The following is an 18,938-nucleotide window of genomic DNA, read 5'->3' on the forward strand; positions in this document are numbered from 1 at the left end:
GAACCCTTGGGCCCATCAAGGCAAGCCGCACCGGCCGCCGGCGCGCCTTCGTATACTGTGTCGGTCACGACCACAGCGAGGTTTCCCATGCGCTTCACCATCGTCGGCGCCGGTGCGCTCGGCAGCATCCTCGGCGCGCATCTCGCGGCCGCCGGACACGAGGTCACGCTGGTGGCACGCGGTTCGCGTGCCGAGCAGTTGCGCGGCCAGGGCCTGCGGGTGCGCGGCCTGAAGGATCTCGACCTGGCGTGCCGCGTGGTCGCGCCCGGCGCGGCCGATGTCGAGCCCGGCGTGCTCATCTACACGGTCAAGACCTACCAGATGGACGAAGCGCTGGCCGCCCATGCCCACACCCGGCCCGCGGCGGTGTTCTCGGTTGCCAACGGCGTGATGAAGAACGAACAGCTATGCGCCATCCACGGCCCGGCCACGGTGCTGGGCTGCATGGCCAATGTCAGCGGTGAACTGATGGCCGACGGCGAAGTGCTGTTCACGCGCAACGTGCGCATGCCCATCGGGCCGCTGGCGGGCTACGCCGGCACCGACGTCGCGGCGCTCGCCGCCGCCATCAACGCCGCCGGCGTGGTCACCGAGGCGGTCGCTGATATCGAGAGCGTGGAATGGTCGAAGTTCGCCGGCTGGCTGGCGATGTTCACGCTGGCCGTGATCGCGCGCACCACCACCGGCGTCTACCTCGAGAATCCTGGGCTGGCCGCGGTCGGCGTGAAGCTGGTGGCGGAAGCGGTGGCCCTGGCGCGCGCGCGCGGCATCGCGCTGCTCGATCAATCGCCGATCCCGGTGGTGAGCGTGGCCGACGCGGCGACACCGGCGGCGGCGGCCGAGATCCTGCGCGACATCGGTCGCAACCTCATTGCCCAGGCGCCGCGCCATCGCATGTCGGCGCTACAGGACTTCGACGCCGGACGGCGTCTGGAAGTGCACGAGACGCTGGGTTACGCGTGGCGCGAGGCTGAGCGCCTGGCGTTGCCGGCGCCCACCATCGGGCTGTGCTATGAACTCGTCGCCGGGCTCGACGCGCTGCCGCGCGGCGCCTGAACGCCAGCGCCGGCTCCGATCTCAGAACAAGGTGCTGTCGTCGCCGCCGGCGGCGCGCGGGCCGTGGCCGGCACGATCGTCGTCGCTGGTGTAGCACTCGAGCGTCGCCACCAGGCGCGACAAGTCGGCGGCCGTCGGCGCATGGCCCTGCTGCAACTGGGCGCGCAGCGTGGCGATGTTGTCACCGACCTGCATCAGCAGCGGGTTGATGCGATCCTGGAAGCGCAGCTGTTCGAGGGCGGCGGCCACCGCGTCCTTGATAGCGACGGACTCCGCGCGCAGCTCGGCGCCGGAGGTGTTCAAGCTGTCCATCGCCGACTTGAAGTCGGTGACCACGCCCGAGATCTGGTTCTCGCATTCGACGCGCGCCTGCGCATCGCGCTCGGCGGCGCTCTCGACCATGGCCGAGGACTCGCGGATGCCGCGATTGATGAAATCGATCTTCTGGCTGATGTTCTTGCCAATCTCGCCCGAACGCGTCGACAGCGTGCGCACTTCGTCGGCGACCACCGCGAAGCCGCGACCGGCATCGCCGGCGCGCGCCGCTTCGATGGCGGCATTGAGGGCCAGCAGATTGGTCTGATCGGCGATGCTGGCAACGTCGGTCGCCATTTGCTGCAATTCGGCGGTGAACTGCACGAGACGCTGACTCTCCGCCATCAGCCGGTCCTTGTCGTTGAGGGTGTTGGTCAGGATCTCGCCCACCGAGGCCAGGCGCGCTTCGCTGGCCGCCACGGTGTGGCGCAGGCCTTCGTCGGATCGGCCGTGCGCGCCGCCCTCGAGTCCGGCGCTGCGATAGGAGGACGCCACCGCCTCGTCCAGACGCTCGACGATGCAGGCAAAGTCGCGGCCGAGGTGCGCGACCGTGCTGTCCACCTGTTCGCGGGCACTATCGAGAAGCGCGCACCAGGCCGGCAGCACCTGCTCACCGAGCGTGGCGAAGCGCGCGTCGCAGGCCGCGCTCTGCGCGGCGATGCCACTGGCGTTGGCCGCCAGTTGCGCCTTGAAGTCGGCTGCGCGGGCCACGGCTTGTTGGTGGCTGCGGCGGTCGCACATCACGCCTGCCGCCATCAGCGCGACACCGACCACGCCATGGGCGAGGCTGATGCTGCCGAGGCTTGCCATCGCGCCGGTGGCGATCACCGCCAGCGCCGTTGAATACCAGGTGGGGTTGCTTGATTCGGGCATGATGTTCTCTTGTTCGGGATCCCCGGGCGCCGCTTCAAAGGGCCGCGGCACGAGGGGAGATACCCGCGAATGATCGTTTCAATCGAAATGTTCGGGCGCCGAGGCCCTCTCGTTCCGAGGTATCGGCAGCGCCGGCCTGGCCCTTGAGCGAAGCAAGCGATTTATCGCGGTGATTACGGCAGGAGGCGCGCGGTGTCGTCGCGCCGCGCCGGCGTCGGCGGCTACGGCGATGGAGTGGACAGTGGCGACGGGAGGCCGCGGGCAGGCCGGCGTGGCCCACCCGCGGCGCGGCGGCTCAGGCGAGTCCGAGCTTGGGTTTGACCCAGGCGGCGAGCTTGGCGATGGCGTCGTCCGCTTCCGGTGCACGGCCGGCCATGAACTGGAACACGTGCTGCATCTCGGGGAACACGTCGCAGCGAACTTCGACGCCAGCGGCCTTGGCGCGCTCGGCGACACGCAGCGAATCGTCCAGCAGCGCTTCGTAGCCGCCGACCTGGATGTAGGTCGGCGGAAAGCCGCTGAAATCGGCAAACAGCGGGTTGACCAGCGGGTCACGCGGCGAGGTCGCGCCGATGTAGAGCTGCGACATGCCGACCGACATGTCCTTGGACACCAGCCGGTCGACCTTGGCATTGGTCTCGAACGAGGCGCCGCTGCCTTCCATGTCATACCAGGGCGAGAGCGGCATGACGGCCGCCGGCAGGGCAAGCCCGCGGGCCTTGATGCCGAGCACCACGGTCGTGCACAGGTTGCCGCCGGCCGAATCGCCGACGGTGGCGATGTGGGCGGGCTTGATGCCCTGCGCCAGCAGCCATTCGTAGACCTTCACGCCTTCGTTGACCTGCGAGGGATGCTGGTGCTCGGGGGCGCGTCCGTAATCGACGATCAGCGCCCGGCAGCCGACCGCCTTGGCGATGTGGGCGAACATCTTGCGATGGGAAAAACGCGAGCCGGTGACGCAGCCACCGCCGTGCAGGCTGAGCAGCACGCGGTCCTGGGCGGCGCCCTTGGGCACTGCCCACAGGCACGGCGTGCCATTGGCATCGGCCTCCAGGTAATCCACGCCGCCCGGGTCGGCGGCGAGATCGCCGCACTTCTCCAGCATGTCGCGCAATTCGTCGATGCCCATCGCCGGGTTGGCGGTCAGCGCGGCGACAAAGCTGTCGAACAAGTTGTCTATGGCGGCGGCTTGCGGACTGGCCATGCTCGGTTCCCCTGCTAGATGAATGGTGGCCCGGAAATATAAGGCCGAAGGCGGCGGCGGGTGAACCCGCGTCCGGGGAGGTGGGCCGCGTCGGCGCCGGCCTTGACCGTGGACAAGCGCGGTGAGTTTACGGGTGGAGCGCGCGTCCCGTGCGTGCGAGACTCGCCCTGGCGGCAGCCGCGGCAGCACGAGGGTTGGCTTGCGGACGTGGCGTTTGCCGTGGGGGCTGGGACATGGATTTGCGAGAAAGCACGCGCCGTCTGATCGCGCGCCTGGTGTTGGGCTATTGCCTGGTGGCCGGGCTGTGGATCGTGGTGTCTGACCAGTTGCTGGGCTTGCTCGGCAATATCGGCGAGATGACCTACCTCGCCACCGTCAAAGGCCTGGTGTTCGTCACTTTCTCGTCCTTCTTCCTCTACCTGGCCCTCTCGCTGGTGGCCCGCCAGGGTACATCGAACAGCGGCATGCCGGCCGACAGCGGCCTCGCCGATTCGGCCAGCGCCGCGCCCTTCGTGCCCGTGCAGGGCTACGTGCTGGCGGTGCTGTTGACCGGCCTGACCTTCCTGCTGCGCTTCGCCATGGAAATTCCGCTGGCGCGGCCGATGCTGATCCTGTTCATGCTGCCCATCGCGCTGTCGGCGCTGCTGGGTGGCGCCGGGCCGGGCGTGCTGGCCACTGCCTTGACGGTGCTGGGCCAGGCGCTGATCGTCGCGCGCGGCGATATCGCCGAGCCGTTCGACATGCGCATTTTCCACTTCCAGCTGTTCGTGCTGGCGGCGAGCGGCGTGGTGGTGTCGCTGGTCAGCCGCGCGCTGCATCGCTCGCGCCAGCACGCGGAGGCCGCGCTGCGGCGCGAGCGCGACGCGCGTGACGAGTACCGCACCTTGAGCGATCAACTGCACGACCCGGTGTGGCGCAAGGACCGTGAAGGGCGCTACATCGATTGCAACGAGCCTTTTCTGAATCTGACGCGCCTGACGCGCGAACAGATCATCGGTCGCACCGACGAGGAACTGTTCGACCACGCCATCGCCGCCGAGTGGCGGGCCGAGGACCAACGCGTCATCGACACCTTGCAGGCCATCGAACAGGAAGAGCACTGGCCGCCGCCCAGCACCGCCGGCTGGGTGCTGGTGAGCAAATCGCCGGTGATGGACGCCAGCGGCCGCTGCGTGGGTTCGATAGGCATCGCGCGCGACATCAACCGGCGGCGCGAGGCTGAACGCTCATTGCAGGAAAGCGAGGCGCTGTTTCGCACGCTGTTCGAGATTGGCCAGGACGCGGTGCTGATCGGCGACCTGGCCGTGGACGGCGGCACCTACGGCTTCACCGAAGTGAACGCCGAAGCGCTGCGCATGTTCGGCTACGAGCGCGCGCGCCTGGTGCGCATGTCGCTGGCCGAACTGCTCGTCGACGACGCGCGCGAGCAGCAGCAAACCTTGCTCAAGGCGGTGCTGCGTGACGGCCATGTGCAGTGCGTGACCACCGCGCGCGCCGCCGACGATCGCCGCTTTCCGATTGAGCTCAGCATCATTCGCTTCGAAGTGCGGCGCGTCGGCGAGTTCGGTGTGCTGATGGCGATGCGCGACATTTCGGCGCGCGTGGCCGGCGAAGCCGAGCAGGCGCGCCTGCGCGAACAGGTCGCGCACATGCAGAAGCTCGAGGCCATCGGCCAGTTGACCGGCGGCATCTCGCACGACTTCAACAACCTGCTCGCCACCGTGCTCGGCTATACCGAACTCGCGCTCGTGCACGTCGCCAAGCTGCCCGACGACAAGCTCGAACAATACCTGGACGCGGTGCGCACCGCGGCCCTGCGCGGGCGCGACCTGGTCAGCAAGATGCTGGTGTTCAGTCGCGGGCGCGTCGCGCCGGCGAACGCCGCGCCGATCGCCATTGCGCCGCGCCCGGTGGTCGAGAACGCGCTGCAACTGCTGCGCTCGGCCATTCCTTCGACCATCGAAATGCACACCACCTTCGATTCCTTCGCGGGCGGCGTCACCTGCGACGCGGTGGAAATCGAGCAATTGCTCATGAACCTCGTGATCAACGCGCGTGATGCCATCGTCGGCACCGGCCATATCGACGTCGCGCTGCGCGAAGTTTCGATCGCGCGCGATGCCTGCAGCGCCTGCCTGGTCGATTACGCGGGCGACTTCATCGAACTCGCGATCGGCGACAGTGGCAGCGGCATACCGCCGAACCTGTTGCCGACCATTTTCGAGCCGTTCTTCACCACCAAGGAAGTCGGCAAGGGCACCGGTCTCGGCCTGGCGCTGGTGCACGGCATCGTGCACAAGGCCGGTGGCCACATCCAGATCTGCAATGCCATACCGGCAGGCACGCTGGTGCGCGTGCGCTTGCCCAGGGTCGCGGTGGCGGCGGGCGTCGAAGCGCAAGCCGCGGCGCCGCGCCCCGGCGCCACGCCAGAACCGGCGCCGCAGGGCGCGCACGTGATGGTGGTGGACGACGAATTGCCGCTCGGGCGGTACTGGCGTGAGCTCCTGGAAAGCGAAGGCTACCGGGTCAGCGTGTTCAACGACAGTCGCCTCGCGCTCGAGCGCTTCCGCGCCGCGCCGCAGGACATCAATGCCGTGCTGAGCGACCTGACCATGCCGCACGTCAGCGGCGAACAACTCGCGCAGGCCATGCTGGAGCGCCGCGCCGACCTGCCGGTGTTCCTGTTGTCCGGCAACCTCACGGCCTTCGACAGCCACGCCATCGCTGAACTCGGCGTGCGTCAATGTTTCAAAAAGCCGGTGAACTCGGCGGAGGTGTTGGCGGCGCTCAATGCCGCCGTGCACACCGCGCACGTCATTGCTTAACGCCGCGCCGTGAACAATGCCAGAATGGCCACGGCCGCCATCGTCAACCTTCGCGCAAGCCCAAGGATTCGCCCATGCCCAGTTACAAGGCTCCCGTCGCTGACACCCGCTTCGTGCTCAATGAAGTCATTCGCATCGCCGATTACGCTCACCTGCCGGGCTTTGCCGATGCAACGCCCGATCTCGTCGCCGCCATCCTCGAGCAGGGCGCGAAGTTCGTCGAAGAAGTGTTGCAGCCGCTCAACCAGGTGGGTGACGAAGTCGGCTGTACGCGTCACGCCGACGGCAGCGTAACCACGCCGCCCGGCTTCAAGGACGCCTATCAGCAGTTCTGTGCCGGCGGCTGGATGGGACTCGCGGCGCCGACCGAATTCGGCGGCCAGGGGCTGCCGCACGTCATCGCCAACGCCTTCGAGGAATATCTCATTTCGTCCAACATGGCATTCGCCATGTATCCCGGCCTGACCTTGGGCGCGATGGCTGCGATTCGCGCGGTGGGTTCGCGCGAGCAGCAGGACACCTATCTGCCGAACATGGTGGAAGGCGTGTGGACCGGCACCATGAATCTCACCGAACCCCATTGCGGCACCGACCTCGGCCTGCTGCGCACCCGCGCCGAGCCGCAGGCCGACGGCAGCTATCGCATCACCGGCACCAAGATTTTCATATCCGCCGGCGAGCACGACATGAGCGAGAACATCATCCACCTGGTGCTCGCCAAGATGCCCGATTCGCCGGACAGCGTGCGCGGCATCTCGCTGTTCATCGTGCCGAAGTTCCTGCTCAACGCCGACGGCACGCCGGGCGCGCGCAATGCCGTGTCCTGCGGCTCGATAGAGGAGAAGATGGGCATCCACGGCAACGCCACCTGCGTGTTGAATTACGACGGCGCCACCGGCTATCTCATCGGTGAGAAGGAAAAAGGCATGCGCGCGATGTTCATCATGATGAACGCCGCGCGCCTCGGCGTGGGGGTGCAGGGCCTGGCGGTGTCGGAGGTGGCGTGCCAGAACGCCGCCAACTACGCGCGCGATCGCCTGCAAGGCCGTGCGCTGTCGGGCCCCAAGAACGCCGATGGCAAGGCCGACCCCATCATCGTGCATGCCGACGTGCGTCGCATGCTGATGAATGCGCGCGCCTTCAATGAAGGTGCGCGGGCGTTGGCGCTGTGGGGCGCGCTGCAGGTCGACCTCACGCATCTCGCCGAGACCGAGCAGGCGCGCACCGAGGCCGACGACCTTATCGGTCTCCTGACCCCGGTCATCAAGGGTTATTTCACCGACAAGGGCTATGAGAACGCGACCAACGCCCAGCAGTGCTTTGGCGGGCACGGCTACATCCGTGAATGGGGCATGGAGCAATTCGTGCGCGATGCGCGCATCGCCATGATCTACGAAGGCACCAACGGCATCCAGGCGCTGGACCTGGTCGGTCGCAAACTGCCGGCCAACGGCGGACGCGCGCTGCGCACCTACATGAAAATCGTCAGCGACTTCATCGCCGCGCACAAGGACGACGAACTGCTCGGCCCGATGGTGGCGGCGCTCGGCTGCGCGCAGGCCGACCTCAACAGCGCCACCGGCTGGCTGATGCGCAACGCCATGATGAAGCCGGACAACGCCGGCGCGGCCGCCGTGCCGTATCTGCATCTCATGGCGTTGGTGATGTTCGGCCACATGTGGGGGCAGATTGCGCTGGCCGCGCAGGCGGCCCTGGCGCGCGGCGCCGATGACAGCGAGTTCTACCGTAACAAGCTCGCCACCGCGCGCTACTTCTTCTCGCACATGCTGCCCGAGAGTTCGGTGCACCGCGCGCGCGTGGAAGCTGGCGCCGACAACCTCATGGCGCTGGCGGCCGAGGCTTTCTGAACCAGGCTGACCCCGGTAGGTGCGAATTCATTCGCACATTGAATGGCGCGCCACGGAGATGAAATCTCGAATCAGTGTGCGAATGAATTCGCACCTACAGGGGAGCGAGCGCATGCCGCCATCCGAGTCGCGCCGGCACGACTTCGTCCCTTGGCTGGCGGCGCTGCTCGGCAACCGCCTCGCGCGTCTCGCCCTGTTCGCCATCGCGCCGCTGCTGGTCATGCTGTGGTGGCAGATGGGCGGCGCGCCGGGCGAAGTCGAGACGCAGGGTGAGGCGAGCGGCGTGGTGAGTGAAGTCTACAAGCACGCTTACCTCGTGAGCTTGGATGACGGCGGCCAGGTGCGTGTGTTCCGCAATCGCAAACTCGACAAAGGCGCGCGGGTGACGCTCAAGGTCAGTCGCTACGACAACGGCAATAGGCATTACGTGTTGCCGGCAGAGGAGCCATCCACCGCATCAACCAAGCACTGATCTCGCGCACGCGCTACCGCGCTGCGACAAATTGCCGCATCGGACTCGCTACGCTTGCTCGCTAACATTGCACTGTCCCGTACCGGACGGGTGACAGACCAGGAGCATAGCGGGTGAGATCATCCCAATCACGACGCGGCCAACGACTCGCCGCAACGTCCATGGCATTGTACGCCGCCAGTTGCGCGGCCGAGGCGCAGACCACGGCGCCACCGCGCACCATCGAACAGATCATCGTCAGTGGTAGCCGTATCGAGAGCCTGCCGTCGCCGGCGGGTGTGATGTCCAGTGACGCGCTCGATGCGGCGCGTGCCAGCAGCAGTGACACCACCAGCCTGCTGCGCGACGTGCCGGGCCTGTATTCGCGCGCGGCGGGCGGGGTGTCCGGTTTGCCGGTCGTGCATGGCCTGGCCGACGATCGGCTGCGCACCTTGGTCGATGGCGTGGACCTCGTCTCGTCCTGTGCCAATCACATGAATGCACCACTGTCCTACCTGCCTGCGCCGGCGGTGAGCGCGGCGCGGGTGTTTGCCGGCATCACGCCGGTGAGCTTCGGTGGCGACAGCATCGGCGGCACGCTCGTGCTCGAAACGCTGGCGCCATCGTTCGCCGCGCCGGACGCCGGCGTGGTGTTCAGCGGCGCGACCGGTGGCTTCTACCGCAGCAACGGCGATGCCCATGGCGGTAACGTCAGCGCCGCGGTCGCCGATGCGCAATTCAGCCTGCGCTACAGTGGCGCGCTCGCCCAGGCCGACAACTACGAGGCCGGCGGCGATTTCAAGCCGGCCGGGCCGGCCGCCATGGGGCGCCGTCACCTCGACGGCGACGAGGTCGGTTCGAGTTACTACGAAACCACCAACCAGGCTTTGGTGCTGGCCTGGCGGCGGGACAATCACCTGCTCGATTTCACCTATCGCTACCAGTTCATCCCCGAGCAGGGTTACGCCAACCAGCGCATGGACATGACGTCCAACCAGAGCGACCTGTTCAAACTGCGCTACCAGGGCGCCTACGGCTGGGGCACGCTCGAATCGCGGCTCTATTACGAGCACACCCGCCACGGCATGAACTTCGGCGATGACAAGCAGTTCTTCTATGGCGATGCGCCGGGCATGCCGATGGAAACCGACGGTCGCAATGTCGGCTGGGTGATCAAGGCCGACGTGGTACCCACTGCGCGCGACATCCTGCGCGTCGGCTTCGAACTGCAGCGCTACCGGCTCGACGACTACTGGCCGGCGTCCGGCTCCGATCGTGGCGGCCTGGGCATGATGGCGCCCGACACGTTTCTCAATATCAACGACGGCCGGCGCGACCGCTACGACACCTACGTGGAATGGGAGGCGGCCTGGACCGCGCGTTGGTCCAGCCAACTCGGTATCCGCTACGGCGCCGTGCGCATGAACAGCGGCGACGTGCACGGTTACTCCAATCACGATGGTATGGGCATGCACAACTATCGCACCGAAGCGACCGCCTTCAATGCCCGCGATCGCAAGCGCAGCGACGACAATGTCGACCTCACCGCGCTGGCGCGCTTCACACCGGACGCGGCGCAGCGCTACGAATTCGGCTACGCGCGGAAGAACCGCTCGCCGAATCTCTACGAGCGCTACAGCTGGTCGACCAGCGGCATGTCGATGATCATGGTCAATACGGCAGGCGACGGTAATGGCTATGTCGGTGACATTGATCTCGACACCGAAACCGCGCATACGCTGAGCGCCAGCGCCGACTGGCATGCGCCGCGCGCCGATGGTTGGCAAGTGCGCGTCACGCCGTACTTCACCTATGTCGAGGACTACATCGATGCCGAGCGCTGCCAATCGGTGAACATGATGAGTTGCGGGCCGGGCAATCGCACGGCGAGCGGCCAGTTCGTGTTCCTGCGCTATGTGAATGAAGACGCGCGCCTGGTCGGCGTGGATGTATCCGGGTCGGCGCCGCTGATCGAGAGCGCAAGACTGGGCGCCGTAAGGCTGGAGGCCTTGCTTGCCTACGTCGATGGACGCAATGCCGAGACCGGTGACGGGCTGTACAACATCATGCCGCTCAACGCGCGCCTGCGCCTGGTGCATCGGCGCGGCGGCTGGCAAGGGATGTTGGAAAGCGAGCTGGTCGACGCCAAGGACGACGTGTCGGATGTGCGCAACGAAATACACACCGCCGGCTATGCTTTGCTGCATCTGCGGGCCAGTTTCGACTGGCGGCAATTGCGGCTCGACGCCGGCATCGAGAACCTGCTCGACAAGCGCTATGCCCTGCCGCTTGGCGGGGCATATGTCGGCCAGGGCATGACCATGGCTGGCAATGGTGTCGCGCATGGCATTGCCGTGCCGGGCATGGGGCGCTCCGTCTACACCGCTGTCAGCCTGCGTTTTTGAGGCCGATGGCGCTACGCCAGCGCGTGGTCAGCGTTGGCGAACCGCTTGCTCAGGGCAGCCGCGCCGGCCGCCCTGGCGGCAGAGCGCCGGCCGCGCGCGCTTGCAGATAGCGATACAACTGGTCGACGTGGGGCATGACGTTCGGATTGCCCTTCCAGGCCGGCATGGCCCCGACCTGACCGCGAAACCCGTTGGTCACCACCTCGACGAAACGCGCATGGTCGACGCCCTGTTGCAGGCGCTCGAGCAGATTGGGCGCAAAGGTCGAACCGAGGCCACTACCGCCATGGCAGACCTGGCACTGCGCCGAGAACGTGCGCCAGCCGATGTAGGTGTCCTTGTCGACCTGGCATTGCTCGGCGGCGCCGGCGCCCGCCGGGCATTGCACGGTGTACGCCGGCGCGCTTGCCGACGAAGAACCGGGCGCAGCGGCCTCGGAAGCGGCCGAGGTGGCGTCGGTCGGTGGCGAGGTGCCAACTTCCTCGCCGCCTGCCGCGGCGTTGTACGAGCAGAGGTTCAGCGCGACGACGGCTATCAAGGGCAGCAGATTGCGAAACACGGTCATGGCTTCCATCTCCCGGTGCGACCAGGGCCATTGTGTCCGCGACGTCGCGCAAGCCACGTTGATCGTCATCAGATCCTGGCGTCAGTGACGCGCGCCTCGGCCACCCCGTGGGCCGCGTGCGGGCCACGCCGTGTCAGGTTCCCAGCCGGCGTATGGCCTGTTCGGTCATGTACTGCTTGACGAGATCGTAGTCCGGGTCGAGCGCCGCGCCGTCGAAGCCGCGACAGCTCTTGCCGTGATGGAAGCGCGTCACGTCGTTGCGCTGCACGTCGTGACTGGTGGCCCACCACCAGCTCCATTCGGGCCGTCCGTCCTTGGCGCTCAGCTGCTGGGTCGCGGTCTTGGCCTGGGATCCGCCGCCCTCGAAGCCCTTCCACATATCGCCGCGACGGTCATAGGTGACCGCCATGCCCGGCCCCATCATGCGCGCGTCCATGTAGATGCGGCGCTTGCTGACCGGCGCGCGCGGGTAGCCGGTCGGTTCGCCTTCGAACACGATGACTTCCGGAATGAGCGACTTGCCGACGTAGTAGTAGGTCTTGTCCTGCTTGCCGCCGACCAGCGGCGGCAGCCAGTTGTCGTTGTCGGCATGCCATTGCGAATGCACCGAGCCCAGCATGGGGCCGCGATGGATGATCTTGAAATTGCCCCAGGTCAGCATCGGGTCGCCCGACGCCCAGGCGTCGGACAGGTACAGGTTCATGCCCGGCATGTAGGGTTCGAAACGCTGGTCGGCCGGAAAACGCCGCACGCGCTTGACGGTCGGCAGGTAGCCCCACAAATCCGGGATCTTGTGCTGATCGTAGGACCAATGGCTCAGGAACGCGGTGCCCTTCATCTCTGGCGTGTAGGTGAACCAGATGACCTGCATGCGCGTGAGATCCTCGCGCCCCTCGTAATAGGGGCCGGGCGCGTCGGGATGCACGAGACCGGCGCACTGCTGTTCGCCCCACACCCAGTCGTATTCGAATTTCGGATCGCCGTCCTTGGTCACGGTGACGGCGGGAATGGGGTACAGCGCCTTGTCGTGGCGGCCCCAGCTCAAGGTGATGTTGGCGATTGCCTCGAAGCCGTTTTGCACGTCGGGGAAGGGCAGGCCGCCGATCCAGGGTTTGCCCTCCTGGGTATAGACATTGCCGTCTTCGCCGAACTTTGCCTGGCCCTGGTTCTTGATGGTGGCGTCGAGGAAGAAGGGCGGGAAAAGCTTGGTGGCGTCGTTTTCTTCGGGCTGGATATAGAACTTGCGGCGGTCCTGCTTGACCTCCTGGTAGAGGATGGGGTCGATGAGATCCTGCACGAGGTCGACGCTGTCGGCGTCCATCACGTCGCCCGGTTTGACCTTGCCCTTGGTGTAGGCCTCGATGCTCAGCAGTTCCTCGGGGTAGGCCTTGGTGATGTCGCCGGCCGCACAGATCTCGCCCCACAGCGAGGCCAGTACGCCGGCGCCGCCGATGCCGCGCGCGGTCTTGTCCATGAAGAAGCGACGGCTGTAATCGAAGTCGTACTTGCGGATATGCATGCCTGGAACTCCCCTGTTGCGCGGTTCGGCGCCGCTCGCGGCGCGGGTCGGAGCGCGGGCGCCGCGCACTGTACGTACGCAGTCGCCCGCCGCCTCGTGACCGACAAACTGCGGCGCGGCCGGCGTTCTGTCAATTGCGACTAGGCGGACGGCGGGTACATGCGCGCGGCCAGCGCTTGCCATTGGCCGGCGAGATCGCTGGCGGTTCCGCTCGGCTGGTCTTTCAACAGCAACGAATCGACCAGCGCCCGATCGCTGGCCGACACGCGCGGCAGGATCATCTGCCAGCAGATGCGCACGCCCGGCAACGAGAACACGCCGCGCGTGACGGTCAGCACGCTGTCGAAGGTCGAAGCATCGAGCAGGCCGGCGCGCAGCTGCCATTGCATGTCGGTGACGTGCAGGACCATCACGCGGATGACGGCGCGCATCTGCCAGATTTCATCGGCGCTCCACTCGGCGCGCGCATCGCGGGCCTTCATGACCAGCGCGATGATGTGCGGGTCCGTGAGGCGCTGGTTGAGTTCGATGGTGCGCGCGATGGTCGCCTGGTGCACCAGCGCGCGCTGCGTACGATCGCTCTGGCGCAGCTGCAGTCCGACGAACAGCAGCGTAGCGACAATCGCGACGGCGGCCACGATCTGACTCACGAAGTAGACGGTTTCCAGCGTCATGGTGGGGCGCTTGCGATGGGAAGCCGGCGTCTATTGTGATGGCAGTCCATCGTAATAGCGCCGCACGTCGCTCACCAGCTCGGCGGGCTGGCCGGCCTTGAGCAGCTTGCGCAGCTCCGTGCGCGCCTCGGCGCCGCGCCCGAGTTCGTGCAGGGCCTGGGCAAGGTGGAAACGGGTCAGCGGGTTGCCGTCGCGGGACAGGGCGTTGCGCAACAGTTCGAGCCCGCCTTGGGCATCGCCCTCGGTGACCATGATCCAGCCCAAGGTCCCCTGCGCGAGCGGCGATTCGGGCGCGATCTGCAAGGCGTGTTTGGCGGTGGCGCGCGCGCGCTGGTCGCCGTCGAGCTGGTAGAGCCGCGCCAGGTTGGCGTTGACGAGGGCGTCGTCGGGTAATTCGGCAAGCAGTTGCTCGTGCAGCTTGCGCGCTTGCGGCAGGCGTTGCAGGCGCAGGTAGAGCAGGGCCAGCGCCTGCGTGGCCTCGAGGTCATCCGCATGCCGGGTGAGCCACAGCTCGAGCTCGTGCGCGGCGCCGCCGAGGTCGCCGTCGGCAACCAGTGCATCGGCGAGACCCATCACGCCGGCGCTGCTCGCCGCTGCCGCCTGCGCAGCGCGGTAGGCCTTGGCTGCCGCCTTGCCATCGCCGCGCGCGAGTTCGAGTTCGCCGCCGAGCAGCAAGGCCGTCGCCGGGTCGCCGCCGTCCTCGTCGAGCGCCGCGATGGCGTCGCTGGCGCGCTTGAAGTCACCGCGCTCTATATCCAAGCGGATGAGTGCATTGCGCGCCTCGGGCGCGGCGGTGGTACTGCGCGCTTTGCGCAAGGTGCGACGCGCTTCGTCGATGTCGTCCAGCGCCGCCTGGGCGCTCGCGATACGCATGAGCTGCGCGCCGTCGAATCCGGCGTAGCGCGCGGCGTCGCGGTAATGGCGCCGCGCCTGGCTGCTGTTGTGACGCGCGGCATGCACGCTGGCCAGGGTTTCGACCGCGAGCGCCTGTTCGGGATGGGCTTCCACCATGCGCGTGGCGCTGCCCAGCGCCTGGTCGAAGCGACCCAGTGACAGTTCCAGCTTGACCAGGTGCGCGGCCGCTTCGAGCTCGTCGGGCTCGGCCGTGACGGCTTTCTCCAACCAGCGCACGGCGGCGGCGCGATCACCATCGGCAAGCGCGATGTCAGCGAGCGCCAGCAAGGCGTTGGCCGCGCGCGGATGGCGCGCCACCAGGCTTTCGAGGCGCGTGCGGGCGCTGTCGACGTCACCCGCCGCCAGCTCCATGCGCGCGAGGTTGAATGCCGCCGGTTCGAAATCCGCGCTCGCCGCGAGTGCGCGTGTGAAGGCTAGTCGCGCGCCTTGCTGGTCGTCCGCGCTGGCGCGCGCCACGCCCAGCAGGTTCTGCACCGCTGCATTGTCGGGCTCACCGGCGGCCAGCGCTTCGACGGTCGCGAGCGCCTGTCGCGACGCGCCGGTCTTCAACTGCAGTACCGTCAGCAGCACGCGCGCGGCGCGGCCGCCGCGCTGTTCGGCGAGGGCGGCCACGAGCCCCGTTTGTGCCTGCTCGACACTGCCCAGCCCGATCCTCGCCAGCGCCGTCGACGTGACGGCCGGCCCGTCGTCGGGCGCCAGTTCGAGGATCTGACGGAATACGTTCTCCGCTTCGACGTACTGCCCGCTGGCGAGGTAGGCCTCGCCCAGCGGTCGCAGGATGTCGAGCTTGCGTGGCTCCTGGCGCGCGAGCGGCGTCAGCAGGGCAGCTGCTTCGCGCGCGTCGCCGAGCGCGAGCAACACCTCGCCGCGCAGACGTCGCATCGCCACGTCGTTGGGGCGTTTCTCGATGTAACGTTCGAGGTGGTTGTCGGCGCGTTGCAGGTCGTGATTGGCGTAATGGACGAGCGCGGCGATGCGCAGCAGCAAGGGCTCGTCGTCGATGGTGTCATCGGGGTACTGGCTGAGTTTGCCGCTGACTTCGGCCAGCGCGGCGGCGCTGCCGGCGTCGCCGGCATGCTGGTAGATCTGCCAGCGCAGGAACGCGGCGCTGACATCCTCGGGGTGCTTGCGCCTCACGAACTCGACGTCGGCCAGGGCCGCTTCGCGCGCGCCGAGCTTGAGATTCACGCCGGCCCGCGCAAGACGCACGCGCAGCGCCTCGGCGTCGCGCTGCACGGCGCCGTCGTAGGCCGCGAGCGCCGCTTCGTCCGCACCCTGTTCGCGCAGGATCTCGCCTTTGCGAAACCACGCTTCGGCGCTGTCCGGGGCCAGCGTCAAGGCGCGCCCGACGCGCGCCAACGCCTGGTCGAAATGCCCCTGGGCCGCGGCCACCATGGCCAGCCCGAGCAGCGGTTCGGCGCGCTCGGGCGCAAGCTCGGCGGCGCGGGTGAATTCTTCGTTGGCCGCGGCATGATGGCCGAGTTCGAAGTGCGCGCGCCCGCGCATGACCGCCACTTCGAAGCGTTGCTGGTCGCGCGCCGCCGATTGTTTGACGGTATCGAGCAGTGACGCGTAACGGCGTTCGGCGAGCAGTGCGTTGCCGAGTTCAGTCATCACCGCGTGATCGGCCGCACCCAGCGCCAGCGCCGCGCGCAGCTCCTTCTCGGCGCCGGCGGCATCGCCGCCGCGCAGCCGCGCACTACCGAGCGCGATGCGCGCCGGCAGGTGATTCGGGTCGTCGCTGACGGCGCGCTGGAATTCGATGACGGCGGCGGCGACCTCGCCGCGATTGAGATGGGCGAGGCCGAGTTCGTAGGGCTGTGCGGACTTGTCTTGCGCGAACGCGGCGACGGAGAGGAGCAGCAGGGCCGCCAACAGCGGCCGGCGTGGCGGACGCACGGAGGCGTCGTGGCGATGCGGTTTCAGACCGCTCCCGGCAGCCCGGCGCCGCGTGGTGACCTGCGTTGGGTGGCGAGGCGCAGCGCGAGCAGGCCAGCGCCGATCAGCAGCAGCGTGCCGGGTTCCGGCACGGCCGCGGACGTCAGCAGCAAGGCTTGCGCGCCGACCAGGCTCGAGATTTCCTGGAAACCGCGCTGGTTCTCGCCCGCTCCGCCTTCATCTTCGAAGTCGTAGAGCGCGCCGTAGGCGTTGTTGCCGACACCGGCCGCGACGTCGGTCACCACCGGCGTCGGCTCGTCGGTGTGGAGCCGCATGTCCTTGAGATAGGTGCCCAGCGACCGCACGGTGACACCGGCGCTTTCATGGTCGGCGCCGGGAGCGACCGTCAACAATCTGTTGCTACCGGCGAAGGACAGCACGAGGCCGCCACTCACCCAGCTGAACGGGGAGGGGGCGTTGGCCGCGGTCGATGTCGTGTAGTTCGTGATCTTGGCGCGTTGCGCGCCTTTGCGATTGAGGTCGTAGCGCTTGGGCTTGGCGGATTTCGCCGCGTGGCTGGATGGCCCGCTCGCGCGCGCGGCAAGCGACGATGAGAAGGCGCCCTTGCAACTCGTCTTGTCGGCGCGCAGGCAGGGCAGTCTTTCGGCGGCGCTTTGTCGGCCGTACTGGGCCCATTGCGCCATCCATACACCGAAGGTCGGAGTATCGATGGTGCGCGCCGCGGCGGGCGTGGCGAGGGACGCGATGCTGAGCGTGAGCGCCAGGAGACGGATGCGATGGGTGGTGATCATGTTGCCCTTCCTTGTGACTGACCGTCGGATTGCAAGGCGACTTACGACCATGGCCTGGCGCGCGAACTTGCGAACGCCCCGCGCCAGCCAGCTCCCTCGGCTGCGGGCCGGCTGAACTCCGAGAAAGATTCGCATTGAAAATGCGTGCCTTACGTAGCGATTGTAGTGGATCGCTCATGGGGCTTGGCGACACTCAAACGAGTGAGAACTTTCGAATTGGATGCGCGTTTCGTGACTCACGCCTCGACATCCGCACTCGTCGAACGCGCGCGAGCACGAAGGCGGGATGACGTTGACCGGCAGGCGCGTCATGCGCCTGCCGGTAGTTGTCTTCAGACGATGGTCACAGACCGGGTTCGCGGGCCGCCTGTCCGGCGTGGAATTCACTGTACAGATAGACCGGGATGTCGAGTTCGCCCAGGCGGTTCTCGATGACCGGACGCACTTCCTGCCAGTCCAGGCCGCCGACGCCGGTGGCGAGTCGCGGCAACGCCAGCGAAGTGAAGCCTTCCGCTACCGCAATCTGCGCCAATTCGCGCAGTGCATCGCGCACGTGTTTCAAACTCGCTTTGCCCGGACGTGCACCGTGACCATAGCCGCCGTCCTGTGTCAGCAGGTTGACGACGCGCACGCCGCCCGCGCCGCTCCATACCCACGCGCTGCCGGGGGTCGGATGTTTCTGGCTGCACCAATGGTGGAAATCCTTGTGCATGGCGGGAAACTTCTCGTGCAGCGCCAACGCCAATCCCTGCTTCATCGGATCGTTGGGCGCGACTCCGTGCGCAATGGCCTGCGCCTTGCTGAGAAGAATGTCACCGGAAACTTCGTAGATCATGCCAATACCTTGTGCGTTGCTGTGATGATGAATTGATCATCGAACAGCCGCCGTGGCGCGGACTTGATCTGCGGCAGTGAAAACGCGTGCCGCGCGGCGGCCCCTCAGCGTCGCGCGGAAGGGGCAAGCGTGGTCTCGCTGTCGCGCGCGATCGAGGGTTCGCGTACGCGTCGTGCTTGCCAGAAGCGTTGGCGCCAATAGCCGTCATCGAGCGCGGAGATCATCACGCCGCGGCGCGTCGAGGCGTGCATGAAGCGACCGTGATCGAGATAGATGCCGACGTGTCGCATGGCGCTGCCGGTCTTGAAGAACACCAGGTCGCCGGTGCGCAGCTGGTCGGTGACGATGCCGCGCCCGAGCGTCGCCTGCTCGTCGACCGTGCGCGGCAGGCGCGTGTCGAGCAAGGCCTTGAAGGTCACCAGTACGAAGCCCGAGCAGTCGATGCCGCGCGTGGTCAGACCGCCCATGCGATAGGGTGTGCCTTTCCACAGCTTGTAGTGCTGGTAGAGGTGGCCGCGCAGCAAGGCGCCATCGTCGCGCGGGGGCGGCGCCGGGCTTGGCGCCGCTTCCACGACTGGCGCCGGTGCCGGCGGCGTCTCGGCTTCGGGCCGCGGTCCGAACAGGCCGCAGCCGACCAGGCTCAGCAACATGCAGGCCAGCGCCAGCGCGCGCAGCGCGGACACCATCGGCGAAAGGGAACGGGGTGCGGTCAAAATGACGATGGAACGACGACTTGTAGCGGC

Annotated in this window: 14 protein-coding genes; 5 read left to right on the plus strand and 9 right to left on the minus strand. The window is 67.3% G+C overall.

The window, feature by feature from the left end; translation table 11 throughout:
- Positions 1-87 precede the first annotated feature (87 nt).
- Entirely contained in the window at positions 88-1,056 is a 969-nt protein-coding gene (locus IPM80_07155) for a ketopantoate reductase family protein (GenBank protein ID MBK8958201.1), read from the plus strand.
- A gap of 21 nt (positions 1,057-1,077) precedes the next feature.
- Here the strand turns inward: IPM80_07155 and IPM80_07160 are convergent, their stop codons facing one another.
- Together IPM80_07160 and IPM80_07165 are read right to left on the minus strand one after the other, a co-directional pair.
- The gene (locus IPM80_07160) at positions 1,078-2,244 is read right to left on the minus strand and encodes a hypothetical protein (protein ID MBK8958202.1); all 1,167 of its coding nucleotides are present in this window, start codon (positions 2,242-2,244) and stop codon (positions 1,078-1,080) included.
- A gap of 295 nt (positions 2,245-2,539) precedes the next feature.
- On the minus strand, positions 2,540-3,448 hold the full coding sequence (locus IPM80_07165; protein ID MBK8958203.1) for an alpha/beta hydrolase: 909 nt from the start codon (positions 3,446-3,448) through the stop codon (positions 2,540-2,542).
- Between the two features lie 233 nt (positions 3,449-3,681).
- On the opposite strand from IPM80_07165, the gene IPM80_07170 reads away from it, so the two are divergent.
- The 4 genes from IPM80_07170 (at position 3,682) to IPM80_07185 (ending at position 10,997) form a co-directional block, all read left to right on the plus strand.
- Entirely contained in the window at positions 3,682-6,273 is a 2,592-nt protein-coding gene (locus IPM80_07170) for a PAS domain-containing protein (protein MBK8958204.1), read from the plus strand.
- Positions 6,274-6,347: 74 nt separating this feature from the next.
- Positions 6,348-8,141, plus strand: coding sequence for an acyl-CoA dehydrogenase C-terminal domain-containing protein (locus IPM80_07175; protein ID MBK8958205.1), 1,794 nt, complete (start codon positions 6,348-6,350; stop codon positions 8,139-8,141).
- A gap of 112 nt (positions 8,142-8,253) precedes the next feature.
- Positions 8,254-8,613, plus strand: a complete 360-nt coding sequence (locus tag IPM80_07180) for a hypothetical protein (protein MBK8958206.1) — start codon at positions 8,254-8,256, stop codon at positions 8,611-8,613.
- 161 nt (positions 8,614-8,774) lie between these two features.
- Positions 8,775-10,997 carry a TonB-dependent receptor plug domain-containing protein gene (locus IPM80_07185; GenBank protein MBK8958207.1) on the plus strand — a complete coding sequence of 741 codons (2,223 nt, stop codon included), beginning with the start codon at positions 8,775-8,777 and terminating at the stop codon, positions 10,995-10,997.
- Between the two features lie 49 nt (positions 10,998-11,046).
- Here IPM80_07185 and IPM80_07190 read toward each other — a convergent pair whose 3' ends face one another.
- From IPM80_07190 to IPM80_07220, 7 genes are all read right to left on the minus strand, one after another.
- A complete protein-coding gene (locus IPM80_07190; GenBank protein ID MBK8958208.1) occupies positions 11,047-11,631 on the minus strand; it encodes a c-type cytochrome in 585 nt (194 codons plus the stop codon).
- Between the two features lie 64 nt (positions 11,632-11,695).
- Positions 11,696-13,081, minus strand: coding sequence for a DUF1329 domain-containing protein (locus IPM80_07195; protein MBK8958209.1), 1,386 nt, complete (start codon positions 13,079-13,081; stop codon positions 11,696-11,698).
- Positions 13,082-13,221: 140 nt separating this feature from the next.
- On the minus strand, positions 13,222-13,755 hold the full coding sequence (locus tag IPM80_07200) for a hypothetical protein (GenBank protein MBK8958210.1): 534 nt from the start codon (positions 13,753-13,755) through the stop codon (positions 13,222-13,224).
- A 30-nt stretch (positions 13,756-13,785) separates the two neighbouring features.
- The gene (gene prsT, locus IPM80_07205; protein ID MBK8958211.1) at positions 13,786-16,569 is read right to left on the minus strand and encodes a PEP-CTERM system TPR-repeat protein PrsT; all 2,784 of its coding nucleotides are present in this window, start codon (positions 16,567-16,569) and stop codon (positions 13,786-13,788) included.
- Positions 16,570-16,592: 23 nt separating this feature from the next.
- A complete protein-coding gene (locus IPM80_07210) occupies positions 16,593-17,360 on the minus strand; it encodes a PEP-CTERM sorting domain-containing protein (GenBank protein ID MBK8958212.1) in 768 nt (255 codons plus the stop codon).
- Between the two features lie 343 nt (positions 17,361-17,703).
- Complete coding sequence (locus IPM80_07215; protein MBK8958213.1) at positions 17,704-18,195, minus strand: macro domain-containing protein; 492 nt, start codon at positions 18,193-18,195, stop codon at positions 17,704-17,706.
- Positions 18,196-18,299: 104 nt separating this feature from the next.
- Positions 18,300-18,881: a C40 family peptidase gene (locus IPM80_07220; protein ID MBK8958214.1), complete on the minus strand. Its 582-nt coding sequence runs from the start codon at positions 18,879-18,881 to the stop codon at positions 18,300-18,302.
- Positions 18,882-18,938: the final 57 nt, after the last annotated feature.

This window comes from Pseudomonadota bacterium, from assembly GCA_016719885.1.
Classification (GTDB): domain Bacteria; phylum Pseudomonadota; class Gammaproteobacteria.

What these genes read in the sequence shown, in the direction of transcription:
- IPM80_07155 (MBK8958201.1), top strand. Translation starts at nt 88, where the DNA reads ATGCGCTTCACCATCGTCGGCGCCGGTGCGCTCGGCAGCATCCTCGGC.
- IPM80_07170 (MBK8958204.1), top strand. Translation starts at nt 3,682, where the DNA reads ATGGATTTGCGAGAAAGCACGCGCCGTCTGATCGCGCGCCTGGTGTTG.
- IPM80_07185 (MBK8958207.1), top strand. Translation starts at nt 8,775, where the DNA reads ATGGCATTGTACGCCGCCAGTTGCGCGGCCGAGGCGCAGACCACGGCG.
- IPM80_07220 (MBK8958214.1), bottom strand. Translation starts at nt 18,881, where the DNA reads ATGGTGTCCGCGCTGCGCGCGCTGGCGCTGGCCTGCATGTTGCTGAGC.
- IPM80_07165 (MBK8958203.1), bottom strand. Translation starts at nt 3,448, where the DNA reads ATGGCCAGTCCGCAAGCCGCCGCCATAGACAACTTGTTCGACAGCTTT.
- IPM80_07195 (MBK8958209.1), bottom strand. Translation starts at nt 13,081, where the DNA reads ATGCATATCCGCAAGTACGACTTCGATTACAGCCGTCGCTTCTTCATG.
- IPM80_07190 (MBK8958208.1), bottom strand. Translation starts at nt 11,631, where the DNA reads ATGACGATCAACGTGGCTTGCGCGACGTCGCGGACACAATGGCCCTGG.
- IPM80_07215 (MBK8958213.1), bottom strand. Translation starts at nt 18,195, where the DNA reads ATGATCTACGAAGTTTCCGGTGACATTCTTCTCAGCAAGGCGCAGGCC.
- IPM80_07210 (MBK8958212.1), bottom strand. Translation starts at nt 17,360, where the DNA reads ATGATCACCACCCATCGCATCCGTCTCCTGGCGCTCACGCTCAGCATC.
- IPM80_07160 (MBK8958202.1), bottom strand. Translation starts at nt 2,244, where the DNA reads ATGCCCGAATCAAGCAACCCCACCTGGTATTCAACGGCGCTGGCGGTG.
- IPM80_07175 (MBK8958205.1), top strand. Translation starts at nt 6,348, where the DNA reads ATGCCCAGTTACAAGGCTCCCGTCGCTGACACCCGCTTCGTGCTCAAT.
- IPM80_07180 (MBK8958206.1), top strand. Translation starts at nt 8,254, where the DNA reads ATGCCGCCATCCGAGTCGCGCCGGCACGACTTCGTCCCTTGGCTGGCG.
- IPM80_07200 (MBK8958210.1), bottom strand. Translation starts at nt 13,755, where the DNA reads ATGACGCTGGAAACCGTCTACTTCGTGAGTCAGATCGTGGCCGCCGTC.